The organism is Pseudooceanicola nitratireducens (genome assembly GCF_900109195.1).
Taxonomy (GTDB): Bacteria; Pseudomonadota; Alphaproteobacteria; order Rhodobacterales; family Rhodobacteraceae; genus Pseudooceanicola; species Pseudooceanicola nitratireducens.
Genome location: NZ_FNZG01000003.1, coordinates 87,619 through 101,560 on the forward strand (window position 1 = coordinate 87,619; position 13,942 = coordinate 101,560).

General features: G+C 64.1%; 9 protein-coding genes. 3 read left to right on the plus strand and 6 right to left on the minus strand.

From position 1 onward, the window contains the following. Window positions 1-78 precede the first annotated feature (78 nt). On the minus strand, window positions 79-1,329 hold the full coding sequence (locus BMX99_RS11090; RefSeq protein WP_093451548.1) for a Zn-dependent hydrolase: 1,251 nt from the start codon (window positions 1,327-1,329) through the stop codon (window positions 79-81). Between the two features lie 198 nt (window positions 1,330-1,527). On the opposite strand from BMX99_RS11090, the gene BMX99_RS11095 reads away from it, so the two are divergent. Continuing rightward, a complete protein-coding gene (locus BMX99_RS11095) occupies window positions 1,528-2,145 on the plus strand; it encodes a TetR family transcriptional regulator C-terminal domain-containing protein (RefSeq protein WP_244525550.1) in 618 nt (205 codons plus the stop codon). 221 nt (window positions 2,146-2,366) lie between these two features. Beyond that, window positions 2,367-3,584, plus strand: a complete 1,218-nt coding sequence (locus tag BMX99_RS11100) for an MFS transporter (protein ID WP_093451554.1) — start codon at window positions 2,367-2,369, stop codon at window positions 3,582-3,584. A gap of 94 nt (window positions 3,585-3,678) precedes the next feature. On the opposite strand, the gene preA is transcribed toward BMX99_RS11100, so the two are convergent. From preA to BMX99_RS11120, 4 genes are all read right to left on the minus strand, one after another. Further along, window positions 3,679-4,983 carry an NAD-dependent dihydropyrimidine dehydrogenase subunit PreA gene (gene preA, locus BMX99_RS11105; RefSeq protein WP_093451556.1) on the minus strand — a complete coding sequence of 435 codons (1,305 nt, stop codon included), beginning with the start codon at window positions 4,981-4,983 and terminating at the stop codon, window positions 3,679-3,681. Window positions 4,984-4,986: 3 nt separating this feature from the next. Then, window positions 4,987-6,324, minus strand: coding sequence for an NAD(P)-dependent oxidoreductase (locus BMX99_RS11110; protein WP_093451559.1), 1,338 nt, complete (start codon window positions 6,322-6,324; stop codon window positions 4,987-4,989). A gap of 306 nt (window positions 6,325-6,630) precedes the next feature. After that, complete coding sequence (locus tag BMX99_RS11115) at window positions 6,631-6,954, minus strand: H-NS histone family protein (protein WP_093451561.1); 324 nt, start codon at window positions 6,952-6,954, stop codon at window positions 6,631-6,633. Window positions 6,955-7,182: 228 nt separating this feature from the next. Next, complete coding sequence (locus BMX99_RS11120) at window positions 7,183-9,336, minus strand: anthranilate synthase (RefSeq protein WP_093451564.1); 2,154 nt, start codon at window positions 9,334-9,336, stop codon at window positions 7,183-7,185. 271 nt (window positions 9,337-9,607) lie between these two features. Here BMX99_RS11120 and BMX99_RS11125 point away from each other — a divergent pair, with 271 nt between their 5' ends. Next, on the plus strand, window positions 9,608-10,627 hold the full coding sequence (locus tag BMX99_RS11125) for a ketopantoate reductase family protein (protein WP_093451567.1): 1,020 nt from the start codon (window positions 9,608-9,610) through the stop codon (window positions 10,625-10,627). Between the two features lie 264 nt (window positions 10,628-10,891). Here the strand turns inward: BMX99_RS11125 and ileS are convergent, their stop codons facing one another. Next, complete coding sequence (gene ileS / locus BMX99_RS11130) at window positions 10,892-13,810, minus strand: isoleucine--tRNA ligase (RefSeq protein WP_093451569.1); 2,919 nt, start codon at window positions 13,808-13,810, stop codon at window positions 10,892-10,894. Window positions 13,811-13,942 lie beyond the last annotated feature (132 nt).

The window sequence follows — 13,942 nt, forward strand, 5'->3', positions numbered from 1 at the left end:
GGTTTTCTCAAATATCCCGGGGGTCCGGGGGCAGAGCCCCCGGCCCGGTCGGCCGCCGCACAAGCGGCGGGCGAAATCTCACTCCACGATCCCCGCCGTCTCGACCACCGCATGCAGCAGAACGTCTGCCCCGGCCGCGGCCCAGTCCTTGGAGATCTCCTCGGCCTCGTTGTGGCTTAGCCCGTCGACACAAGGACACATCACCATGGCCGTCGGCGCAACCCGGTTGATCCAGCAGGCGTCATGCCCGGCACCCGAAATGATGTCGCGATGCGAATAGCCCAGCCGTTCTGCCGCATCCCGCAGCGCGCCGACACAGGTGGCGTCGAATTCCACCGGGTCGAAGCCGCCGACCTTTTCAAATTCGACCGTCAGGCCCATCTCGTCACAGATCGCCTGCGCGCCCTCTTTCAGACGCGCCTCCATGTCCTGGATCACCGCCAGATCGGGCGATCTGAAATCGACGGTAAAGACGACCTCTCCCGGGATCACGTTTCGCGAATTGGGGTGGACGTCGATGTGACCGGCCGCGCCAACCGCGTGGGGGGCGTGGGACCAGGCGATCTCGTCCACCAGTTGCAGCACCTTGGCCATGCCCAGGCCCGCGTTCTTGCGCATCGGCATCGGGGTGGACCCGGTGTGCGCATCCTTGCCGCGGATCGTCAGCTGCATCCATGACAGGCCCTGGCCATGGGTGACGATGCCGATATCCTTGCCCTCGGCCTCCAGGATGGGGCCCTGTTCGATGTGCAGCTCAAAGAAGGCATGCATCTTGCGGCTGCCAACCGGTTCCTCGCCTTCCCAGCCGATGCGCTTCAGCTCATCCCCGAACCGCTTGCCCTTGGCATCGACGCGGTCCTTGGCCCAGTCCTCCTCATGCACGCCGGCAAACACGCCCGAGGCCAGCATAGCCGGCGCATAGCGGGTGCCTTCTTCATTGGTCCAGTTGGTCACCACGATCGGATGCTTGGTCTTCACGCCCAGGTCATTCAGCGTCCGCACGACCTCGAGCCCGCCGAGAACGCCCAGCACGCCGTCGTACTTCCCGCCCGTCGGCTGCGTATCGAGGTGAGAGCCCACGTAAACCGGAAGCGCGTCCACGTCGGTGCCCGGCCGCATGGCAAACATGTTACCCATGCTGTCCAGCCCCATCTCGCAGCCCGCCGCTTCGCACCATTTCTGGAACAGCGCCCGGCCTTCGCCGTCTTCGTCGGTCAGGGTCTGGCGGTTGTTGCCGCCCGCCACGCCCGGTCCGATCTGGGCCATCTCCATCAGGCTGTCCCACAGCCGGTCGCCATTGATTCGAAAGTTTTCGCCGGGTGCCGCCATGATATTCCTCCGGGGAGCCTGTTGCTGTTTTGACCAAACGGTCAAACCAACGCTAACAGAGGTCTCCCCTCAGTCAAGAAAATCGGCATATGTCCCACAGGGTGCGGGTGATTTCGTGGTTAATTTTTACGCGGGGTGGACTTGATCCACCAAGTCGGAAACATTGAACGGAAAGGCATTTTTAAGGGCATGACAGGCGTGAAGGACAATACCGGCGGACAGACCCGCATCCAAAGGGACAAGATCGCCCAGATCTCGGAAGCGGCGCTGGACGTGTTTTCGACCCATGGGTTCCGCGGCGCGACCGTCGACCAGATCGCCAAGGCCGCATCCCTGTCCAAGCCCAACCTGCTGTATTACTTCCCCTCGAAGGAAGCGATCCACACCCATCTACTTGAAAACCTTCTGGATACCTGGCTGGACCCGCTGCGCCAGATAAACCCCGACGGTGATCCGCTGGACGAGATCCTGACCTATGTCCGGCGCAAGCTGACGATGAGCCGCGACATGCCGCGCGAAAGCCGGCTGTTCGCCTACGAGATCATCCAGGGCGCGCCCAACATGGGGGCCGGTCTCGAAGAGGTGCTGAAACCCCTGGTCGACGGACAGGCACAGGTCATCCGCGGCTGGATGGAGGATGGACGCCTGCGCCCCGCCGATCCGCATCACCTGATCTTCTCGATCTGGTCGCTGACCCAGCATTACGCCGATTTCGACGTGCAGGTGCGCACGGTCCTGGGCCCCAAGGTCACCGATCCCTTCCCCCAGGCCGAAGACTACCTCGTTACGCTGTTCACCCGGATGCTGGCCCCCTGATCCGCCGCTAAGCGGCCCCTGATCCGGCCATCACCCCCGGCAGCCGCCCCCAAAGACACCTTGGAAAAACGCAACCGCGCCTGCGCCGGGGCGCGCGCCCTGCCCGGCCTTGCCCTGCGCCCGGCCCCGGTCTATCTGCGCCAAAGGGAGAGAGCTGTGCGTCACAAGGCGCATCGACGTCCGGCCCGCGCGCCGGTCCGCACGCCAACCGAAAGCCAAGCATGAGCCCGACTGCCCAAGACACCGCCCCCCAGGGTTATTCCGATGACCGCCCCGCCTTTTCGCCCCGCGCCGTTCTGTTTGCGCTTGGGATGGGGGGCTTTGCCATCGGCACCACCGAATTCGCCGCCATGGCGCTGCTGCCCGACTTTGCCGCCGATCTTGGCGTCAGCGAAGCGCGCGCCGCCGATGCCATCAGCGCCTATGCCCTGGGCGTGGTTGTCGGCGCCCCCGTTCTGGCCGTTTCCGGCACCCGCATGCGCAAGCGGATGCTGCTGGTCTGGCTGATGCTGGCCTTTGCGGTCTTCAACACCCTGTCGGCGCTGGCCCCGGACTTTGCCCTGTTCACCGCCTCGCGGTTCCTGTCGGGCCTGCCGCATGGGGCCTATTTCGGGGTGGCGGCGCTGGTCGCAGCCTCGGTCGTGCCGCGCGACAAACGCGCGTCAGCCGTGGCGCGGGTCTTCCTGGGGCTGACCCTGGCCACCACCCTGGGCGTGCCCGTGGCCAGCTGGGCCAGCCAATATATCGGCTGGCGGTCGGGGTTCCTGTTCGTCGGCGCGCTGGCGCTGGCCACCGCGCTGGCGGTGACGCTGAAGGCCCCGCGCACCCCGGCCGATCCCAATGCCAACCCCCTGCGCGAACTGGGGGCGCTGAAGAACCGGCAGGTCTGGCTGACGCTGGCGACCGGCGCGATCGGCTTTGGCGGCTTCTTTGCGGTCTATACCTATATCGCCTCGACCGTGCAGACGACGCTTGGCGGGTCGGAAACGGATGTGGCCATCATGCTGGTGGTCGCAGGCGCGGGCATGACCGTCTTCAACCTGGTGATGGGCTCCTTTGCCGACCGCAACATGAACCTGACCGGGTTCGTGGCCTTCGGTGGCGGGGCGCTGGTCCTGCTGGCCTATCCGCTGGCGGCAACTGCGGGCCTTTGGACCATGGGGATCGCCGTGGCACTGATGGCCGTCCTCGGCGGCGTGTCCACCGTGATGCAGACCCGGCTGATGAACGTGGCCGGCGATGCGCAGCAATTGGCGGCCTCGCTTCACCATGCGGCCTTCAACCTGGCCAATGCGCTTGGGCCCTTCCTTGCGGCGCGGGTCGTGGCGGCGGGCTATGGCTTCCCGGCTTCGGGTTACGTCGGCGCGGCCCTGTCGGCGGCAGGTGTTGTGCTGTTCGCGATCACCCTGTGGGACGCGCGACGCAGCGGGATCGAGTGATCCACGCACCCCGCCGGGGCGCAGCTATACCACCCCGAAAGCAAACGGCCCGCTCGCCAGAACGGGCCGTCTGTTTATCCGACTGGGTCCCCGATCACTCGGCCGCGGGCACCGAGGACGGGTTGTTCGGATGGGTGGTCCAGTTGGCGTAATCGCCAACCTCGCGACCGGTGCGCGGATCGACCGAGCCCTTGTCCATCTCGACCATGGTGATGCAATCCTCGACCGGGCAGACGTTGACGCACAGGTTGCAGGCCACGCATTCCTCGTCGATCACCTCGAACCTGCGGTCTTCTGACATGGCGATCGCCTGGTGCGAGGTATCTTCGCAGGCCGCATAGCAGCGCCCGCACTTGATACAGGCGTCCTGGTCGATCTTCGCCTTGGTGACGTAGTTGAGGTTCAGGAACTGCCAGTCCGTCACGTTCGGAACGCCCTTGCCGATGAACTCATCGGTCGAGGCATAGCCCTTTTCGTCCATCCACTGCGACAGCCCCGAGATCATTTCCTGCACGACCTTGAAGCCATAGGTCATCGCGGCGGTGCAGACCTGCACGTTGCCGCAGCCCATCACCATGAATTCCGCCGCGTCGCGCCAGGTGGTCACGCCGCCGATGCCGCTGATCGGCAGACCGTGCGTTTCGGGATTGCGCGCGATCTCGGCGATCATGTTCAACGCAATGGGTTTCACCGCCGGGCCGCAATAGCCACCGTGGGTGCCCTTGCCGTCGATCATCGGCTCGGGCGAGAAGGTGTCGAGGTTCACCGACGTGATCGAATTGATCGTGTTGATCAGCGACACCGCATCGGCGCCGCCGTTCTTCGCCGCTTCGGCCGGGCGGCGTATGTCGGTGATATTGGGCGTCAGCTTCACGATCACCGGCCGGTCGTAATACTGCTTGCACCAGCGTGTGACCATTTCGATATACTCGGGCACCTGGCCCACGGCCGATCCCATGCCGCGTTCTGCCATTCCGTGCGGACAGCCAAAGTTCAGCTCGATCCCGTCGGCATTGGTTTCCGCCACGCGCGGCAGGATCGCCTTCCACGAGGCTTCGTCACAGGGCACCATGAGCGAGGCAATCAGCGCCCGGTCCGGGTAATCCGCCTTCACCCGCGCCATTTCCTCCAGGTTCACCTCGAGCGGGCGGTCGGTGATGAGTTCAATGTTGTTCAGCCCCAGAAGGCGCCGGTCCGCGCCCCAGATCGCGCCATAGCGGGGCCCGTTGACATTGACCACCGGCGGCCCTTCGGCACCGAGCGTCTTCCAGACCACGCCGCCCCAGCCGGCCTCGAAGGCGCGGCGGACGTTGTATTCCTTGTCCGTCGGCGGGGCCGAGGCCAGCCAGAACGGATTGGGGGATTTGATGCCAAGAAAGTCTGTCGTCAGGTCAGCCATGTCTCAGCCCCCCATCAAAGTTGCGTGGATGTCTTCGGCGGCGTCGCGGCCCTCGGCCACGGCGGTGACGGTCAGGTCCTCTCCGCCCTGGGCGCAGTCGCCCCCGGCCCAGACACCAGCGAGGGACGTGCGCCCCGCGCCGTTGACCGCGATCTTGCCGCCGACGATCTCGATCCCCTCGGGCGCGTCGGTCAGGGTCTGGCCGATGGCGCGGAACACCTGATCTGCCGCCAGGCGGAAGGTTTCCCCGGTGCCCGTCAGCCTGCCATCGCGGTCTTCGGTATACTCCAGCTCAATCTCGGTCGCGGCCCCGTTGCCATGCACGGCCACCGGCATGACGTTGAACAGAATGCGCACCCCATGCGAGGCGGCGAGATCCTGTTCGAACTTCGACGCGCCCATGCGGTCGGCCCCGCGGCGATAGGCGATGGTGACGCTCTCGGCCCCGAGAAGCTTGGACTGCACCGCCGCATCCACCGCCGTCATGCCGCCGCCGATCACCACGACGTTGCGGCCCACGGGAAGACTGGTCAGATCCGTCGCCTGGCGCAGATCCGCGATAAAGGAAATCGCATCCTCGACCCCGGCGCGATCATTGCCTTCGGCGCTCAGCGCGTTCACGCCGCCCAGGCCAATGGCCAGGAACACCGCGTCGTAATCCGCCGTCAGCGCATCCAGCGACAGGCCTTCGCCCAGCTTCTTGCCGGTCTCGATGGTGATGCCGCCGATCTTCAGCAGCCAGTCAACCTCGGCCTGGGCGAAATCATCGGTGCTTTTGTAAGCGGCGATGCCGTATTCGTTCAGCCCGCCCGGTTTGGGACGCGCGTCATAGACCACGACGTCATGGCCCTTCATGGCCAGACGATGCGCGCAGGACAGGCCCGCCGGCCCGGCCCCGACCACTGCCACGCGTTTGCCGGTCACGGCGGCGCGGGTATAGGGATGCACGTCCTTCGCCATCAGGCGGTCGGTGGCATAGCGCTGAAGCTCTCCGATCCTGACCGGCTTGCCCTCGGCCGCTTCGCGCACGCAGGCCTCTTCGCACAGGGTTTCGGTCGGACAGACCCGCGCACACATGCCGCCCAGAATGTTCTGATCGAAGATCGTCTTCGCCGCCGCCTCGGGCGTGTCGGTCGCGATCTGGCGGATGAAAAGCGGAATATCGATCGAGGTCGGACAGGCCTCCATGCAGGGCGCGTCGTGACAGAAATAGCAGCGATCCGCCTGCACACGCGCTTCATGCCAATCCAGCGGAGGATGCAGATCCGAGAAATTATCCGCCAGCTCACCCGGTGCAATCCGGCCCGCCGCGATACCAATTGTCCTTGGATTATGGGTCATGTCTGTCCTTACCTTGGTCTCACCTGGGTACCCATTCAGAGTGGCACGGAAAAAATTTTTATCAATTGGTAAATTTTTTGAGGATGGCTGCAGCTGCCGCATATGGGCGGTTTTGCTGAAACTGCGGGCATTCCGGACGGGGCGCGTTTGAGCGTCCCGTGGAAGCCGCTCAGCGCGTCACAGACCGGAAAACAAAGAAAAAAGGGCAAAGCCGCAGCTTCGCCCCTTGGACATTTTGCCAGTGCAGCATGGCACTGGCGCATTTTTTGGCAGCAGGGCCATCGCGCCCCGCCAGATAGGCCCGGATCAGGCCGATTTGACGATCAGAAGATCCTCGGGCGCGGTGCCGGCCCCGGTCAGTTCCTTGTACCAGTCCGGCTGACGGCCGCGGCCGCTCCAGGTCAGGTCGGGGTTCTCGGGGTGGCGGTATTTCGGCGGATTGACCTTGCGGGCGCGGACGCCGCCGGTCAGGTCGTTCAGCGAGAAACCGAACTCGGCTGCCTTGGCCTCCAATTCGGCAAGCGCCGCTTTTTTCTTCCGATCTTCGAAATTTTTGATGGCGAGATCGACATCCTTCCGAAGCTTTTTCAACTCATCCAAAGACAGCGAATTCAGATCAATGGTGCTCATGTAACTCTCTTGCTTTGATCGCGTGGGCCCCAGGGCTTCCCTAGGGATAGGTGTTCCTTTGAATCGGGTAATTTCAAAGACAATATTGCGCAAGTTCGGAATTGTGTCAGATCGCAATTCTCAATAGTATTCCCTTAATTCATTGAGCGTATCAGAAGTATAGGTTGAAAAAATACCCGGACAAGCCGGGCATTTTCCAATCGTAAAACCATTGTACGGGATGTGCCTTTATTCGGCCTTTTTCAGCCCCGAGACCACGTTTTCGATCATCCGCAATCCGGCGTTCTGACCAAGCGACATGATCGATTCAGGGTGGAATTGCACCGCCGCCACAGGCAGTTGGCCATGCTGCAGCCCCATCACGATTCCGTCATCTGTTTCCGCGGTAATCGTCAGATCATTCGGAAGGCTTTCGCACTTGGCGTGCAGCGAATGATAGCGACCGATGGTCACTGTTTCGGGAAGCCCGTCAAAGACCACGCCGGGGTCGGTCACCGATACGCGGGACGGCTTGCCATGCATCGGCACGTCCAATTGCCCCAGCTCGGCCCCGAAATATTCGGCAATCGCCTGCAATCCCAGGCAGACGCCAAATAGCGGCAGATTACGGGACAGCGCCTTTTCAATGGTCCCCGAACAATCGAAATCCTTCGGATTGCCCGGCCCCGGCGAAAGCACCACGAGATCGGGTTTGAAATCGTCAAAGACCGCGTCGGCCACCGGGCTGCGGGTGGTCAATACCTCGGCCCCGGTCTGGCGGAAGTAATTCGCCAGCGTGTGCACGAAACTGTCTTCGTGATCGACCAGAAGAATGCGCCTTCCCTGCCCGCGCGCCGCGCGCCAGTCGTCGCCGCCGCCGTCATTGGCCCGCGTCTCGCCCCGGATGGCCGCCCGCATGGCGCTGGCCTTCAACTCCGTTTCGGCCTCTTCCTCGTCCGGATCGCTGTCATAAAGCAGCGTCGCGCCGGCGCGCACCTCGGCCACACCATCCTTGATGCGAATGGTGCGCAGGGTCAGGCCGGTGTTCATGTCGCCATCAAAACCCACGGCCCCGACCGCGCCACCATACCAGTAGCGCGTCGATTTCTCGTGCTTCTCGATGAAACGCATCGCCCAAAGCTTGGGCGCGCCCGTCACCGTCACTGCCCAGGTATGGGACAGGAAGGCGTCAAAGGCATCCATGCCGGCGCGCAGCCGGCCTTCGATATGGTCGACCGTGTGGATCAGACGGGAATACATCTCGATCTGACGGCGACCGATGACCCGGACCGAGCCCGGCTCGCAGACCCGGCTTTTGTCGTTGCGGTCGACGTCGGAACACATGGTCAGCTCGCTCTCGTCCTTCTTGGACTGCAGCAGCTTGAGGATCTGTTCACTGTCCTCGATCGCATCCGCGCCACGCTTGATCGTACCGGAAATCGGGCAGGTCTCGACCCGGCGGCCGGTCACGCGCACGAACATCTCGGGGCTGGCGCCGACCAGATATTCCCGGTCGCCAAGGTTCATGATGAACCCGAAGGGGGCCGGGTTGATCTTTTTCAGCCGCTTGAAGATCTCGGACGGGGAGTCCTTGCAAGGCTCATAGAACACCTGCCCCGGCACCACCTCGAACAGGTCGCCGCGCCGGAAGGACGCCTTGGCATGGCGCACCAGTTCGGCGTACTCGCCCGGGTTGTGATCGCCGCGCGGCACGTCCTGGCGGCCGATCTCGAACGGGACCGCCGCGCCGCCGCCTGCCACACCTTCGGTGCTGTGCGTGCCGTCCGAGAAGTCATAGCGATACCGCACGGCCGAGGTCGAATAATGGTCCGCCACCAGCAGATCGTCGGCCAGGAACAGCACCAGGTCGCGCTGATCCTCGGGGCGGGTCAGCTCAAACTGGATCGGTTCGAACTGGAAGGCCAGGTCATAGCCAAAGGCCCCATACAGCCCCAGGTGATGATCCTCGTCCGACTTGAAATGCCCGACGATGGCGCGCAGCACCGAAAAGACCGAAGGCGCGCGCGACCGCTCTTCCTCGTTATAGACCCGCTCGGGCGTTTTTACGACCAGCGCAAAGCCATCCGCGATCTCACTCAGACTCTCGATTTCATCCAGCCCGTCCAGCGCCGGGCGCAGCAGCTTCAGGATCACCGTGCCGCGCGCGTTCAGCGCCGCGATCCGCATCTGGCGTCCGCGCGCCTCGATGATCACCGGCGGCTCCGAGAAGCCGAATTCCCATCTGGTGTAGCGCCCGGGGTATTCGTAGTTCGACGAAAACAGCGCGCCGCAGTGGCTGTTCAACTGCTCGGCCAGCGCATCGCTGTCGTGGAAATAATCGGCGGCAACTTCGCGCCGGGTGACAATCAGACCGCTGTCGGTCCGGTAGGTCAGGTCAGTCATGGGGGTCTCGTTCAGGATGGCGGCCGCCGCATCAGAGGGGCCGGGAGCAAAGGGAAAGGGATCAGCTGCGGGTCACGCCGCGCCATCGCCCCTCGATCTGGTTGCCCTGCCACAGGATGCCGGTCATGGCATTGCCCTTCCTCGTCCAAACGTCGTTTCGTTACCAACCGGCAAGCGCATTGTAAATGCCCGGCTTTACCGATTGTTCGGCTCGACCTTGGCCGCCGCCGCGCCTATCGTGCCGGAAACCTTTCCAAAGACAGGATCTGCCATGACGCTTCCCCCTCTTCCCGACCGCCCGCTTGATATCTGCGTCTACGGGATTGGCGCGATCGGCGGCGTCATCGGCGCGCATCTGACCCGCGCGGCCGGGACCGGCGACATCGGCCGCGTGACACTGGTGGCCCGTGGTGCGCAATTTGCCGCGCTGCGCGATCACGGCCTGCGCCTTCGCCACCCGGACGGAGAGGTCGAGACCCTGAACGTCACCGTGACCGACCGCCCCGAGGATCTGCCGCCGCAGGACGTGGTGATCACCGCGCTCAAGGGCCATCAGATCCCGCCCCTGGCCGGCACGCTGGCCTCGCTGCTGGCCCCGCATGGGCGCATCCTGCCGGTGGTGAACGGCGTGCCCTGGTGGTACCCGCTGCCCGACGGCCAGGGCGGCACCAAAGGCGCGGATGAGGTCGACCCCGGCGGCGTGCTCTGGTCCACGATCGGACGCGACCGCGCCATCGGCACCATCGCCTATCTCGGGGCCTCGACGCCCGAACCGGGACTGATCTCCTATGACATCTCGGGCTATCTTGACCTTGGCCGGCTCGAGGGCGAGGACCGCAGCGACGTCACCCGCATCGCCGCGCTTCTGGAAAGCTCGGGCTGGCTGATCCGCCAGACCCGGCCCTTCGTCGATGCGCTCTGGACCAAGATGATGTCGAATTGCTCGCTCAACGCGGTCTCGGCGATCACCCGCACGCCCAATGGCACGAACCTGGCCGCCAAGCCGCTGTACGATTTCACCGCCGCCATCATGGAGGAGGTCCGCGCCATCGCCACCGCCGAAGGCGCCACGATCGAGATGAGCACCGAAAAGCGCCTGGCCCTGGCCCTGCGCAACCCGGCCTTCAAGACCTCGACCCTGCAGGACCTGGAAAAGGGCCGACCGCTGGAGATCGAGCCGATCTTCGCCGCCGCCGCCGCCGTCGGCCACGCCCGCGGCGTGCCCTGCCCGATGCTCGACCTCGCCGTCGAGATCCTGCGCCACGTCGACCGCGCCCACCAATCCGCCTGAGGCACCGCCGCTCCCAACCCGCGCCCCCTCCTCCCATCCTCTTGCCAGAAATATCCCGGGGGAGCGCGAGGGGGCAGCGCCCCCTCGCTTCCTTCTACGTCGCACGCCTCCGGCGTGACGGGACAGCGCCCCCTCACCCCCTCTACGTCGGCACGCCCCCGGCGTGATGGACCAGCCCCACCCACTCCACAAGAAAAGACCCCGAAGCCAAATGGCTCCGGGGTCTCTCAATCTCACCTGTCCGATCCCGAAGGACCGAAGACCTCAGTCCAGCGCGCCGTCGCAACGGCCGCAGACCGCGTCATGCGCATGGCTGCCCACGTCCGGCAGGATCTTCCAGCAGCGCTGGCACTTCTCGCCATCGGCCTTTTCAAAGACCACCGCAACACCCGGCACTTCCGGCAGGCGATAGGCCTCCTGCGGGGCGGGATCGGCGGTCAGGCTGATGGCCGAGGTGATGCAGACATCCTCGAAGGGCACCGACTTCAGCGCCGCCAGAACATCTGCGTCCTCCACATGCACCACCGGTGCCGCCTCAAGCGAGGCGCCGATGACCTTCTCGGTGCGCTGGATTTCCAGCGCTGCGGTCACCACCCGGCGCGCCTGACGCACACGGGCCCATTTGGCGGCCAGGGCGTCGTTCTTCCAGGCGGCGGGCGTCTCGGGGAAATCCTGTAGGTGGACACTGCTGTCCTCGCCCGGATAGCGCTCCAGCCAGACCTCTTCCATGGTGAAGACCAGCACCGGCGCCAGCCAGGTGGTCAGACGGTGGAACAGGATGTCCAGCACGGTCCGCGCCGCATGGGCCCGCGGGGTTTCGCCATCGCAATACAGCGCATCCTTGCGGATATCGAAATAGAACGACGACAGCTCCACCGTGGCAAAATTGAAGACCGCCTGGAACACACCCTGGAAATCAAAGGCGCGATACCCCTGGCGCACCACATCGTCCAGCTCGGCCAGGCGGTGCAGCACCCATTGCTCCAGCTCGGGCATATCGGCGGGCGCAACCCGTTGATCTTCCGAGAAATCCCCAAGCGATCCCAGGATGAACCGCATGGTGTTGCGCAGCCGGCGATAGCTGTCGGCGGTGCCCTTCAGGATCGTGTCACCGATCCGCTGGTCGGCGGTATAATCCGCCTGCGCAACCCAGAGCCGCAGGATATCCGCGCCGTACTGTTTGATGACATCCTCGGGGGCCACGGTATTGCCAAGCGATTTGGACATCTTGTTGCCCTTCTCGTCCAGCGTGAAGCCATGGGTGACCACATTGCGATAGGGCGCGCGGCCCAGGGTGCCGCAGGCCTCGAGAAGCGAGGAATGGAACCAGCCGCGGTGCTGGTCGGTGCCCTCCATGTAGACATCGGCGATGCCGTCCTCGGTGCCGTCTTCACGGTCGCGCAGCACGAAAGCATGGGTCGAGCCCGAGTCGAACCAGACGTCGAGGATGTCAAACACCTGCTCCCAGTCGTCCCCGTTGTAGTCAGCCCCCAGGAACCGTTCCTTCGCGCCGTCCTTGTACCAGGCGTCCGCGCCCTCGGCCTCGAAGGCCTCGGCGATACGGGCGTTCACGGCCGGATCGCGCAGAAGGAAGTCCGCATCCGTGGGCAGCGCCCCCTTGCGGGTGAAGCAGGTCAGCGGCACGCCCCAGGCACGCTGACGCGACAGAACCCAGTCGGGCCGTGCCAGCATCATCGAATGCAGACGGTTGCGGCCCGAGATCGGGGTGAATTTCACCAGCTCCTCGATGGATTTCAGCGCGCGTTCGCGAATCGTCTCGCCATGTTCATCGCGGCCGTCGCCGACCTTGCGGTCGATGGCGGCAAACCACTGCGGCGTGTTGCGATAGATCACCGGGGCCTTGGACCGCCAGGAATGCGGGTACGAATGCTTGATCTTGCCGCGCGCCATCAGCCCGCCGACCTCGACCAGCTTGTCGATGACCGCCTTGTTGGCCTCGCCCTCGCCGCCCTTGCGGTTCAGGATGTATTTGCCACCAAAGAAGGGCAGATCCTTGCGGAAGGACCCATCGTCCAGCACGTTGTACGTGATCACCTGTTCCAGCATGCCAAGGTCACGATACAGCTCGTATTCCTCCATCCCGTGGGAGGGCGCGCAATGCACGAACCCGGTGCCTTCCTCGTCGGTGACAAAGGGCGCAGCGCGGAAATCGCGCAGATCGTCCCATTCGCCGTTCGACCCCTCGGCCCCGGCAAGCGGGTGCTGCAAGGATAGGCCCGAAAGCTCCTCGGTGGAGACATCGCGTACACGGGTCCACTGGCCATCTTCCAGACGGGCGCGGGCAAAGGTCTGCGCCGCCAGCTTGTCCGCCAGCAGATATTTTTCGCCCACCTTCAGCCAGCATTCGTCGGGCGTGCCGGTGACCTCGTAAAGGCCATAGGCATAATCCGCCCCATAGACGACGGCCTTGTTCGACGGGATGGTCCAGGGGGTGGTGGTCCAGATGACCACATGCGCGCCCTGCAGATCGTGACCCTCGTTCGCGACCTTGAACTTCACCCAGATGGTGAAGCTTTCCTTGTCGTGATACTCGACCTCGGCCTCGGCCAGGGCGGTCTGCTCGATCGGCGACCACATCACGGGCTTGGAGCCCTGGTAAAGCGTGCCGTTCATCAGGAACTTCATGAATTCCTCGGCGATCACCCGCTCTGCGTGGAAATTCATGGTCAGATAGGGATCGGCCCAATTGCCGGTGATGCCCAGGCGCTTGAACTCCTCGCGCTGCACGTCGACCCAGCCTTCCGCGAACTTGCGGCATTCCTGGCGGAAATCGACAACCGGCACGTCGTCCTTGTTCTTGCCCTTCTTGCGGTATTGTTCCTCGATCTTCCATTCGATCGGAAGCCCGTGACAATCCCAGCCCGGCACATAGCGGCTGTCATGCCCCATCATTTGGTGAGAGCGCACGATCATGTCCTTGATCGTCTTGTTCAGCGCATGGCCGATGTGCAGATGGCCGTTGGCATAGGGGGGGCCGTCATGCAGGGTAAAGGGCTCCCGGCCCTCTTTCTCGCGCAGGCGGTCATAGACGCCGATCTTCTCCCATCTGGCAAGCCAGTCGGGTTCGCGCTTGGGAAGCCCCGCGCGCATCGGGAAATCGGTCTTGGGCAGGTTCAGCGTGTCTTTGTAGTCAGGCTGCGTATTTGGCGTATCGGCGCACATCTTGAGTGATCCGTTTCAATTCGGTGTGTCTGTCAGGGGGTGTGGCGGCGCGGGATCCCATACGCCTTGTCCCGGCGTCTCTGCTCAGAGCGCCGGGCATGTAATTCGAATGATGATCGCAAAACCAAACAT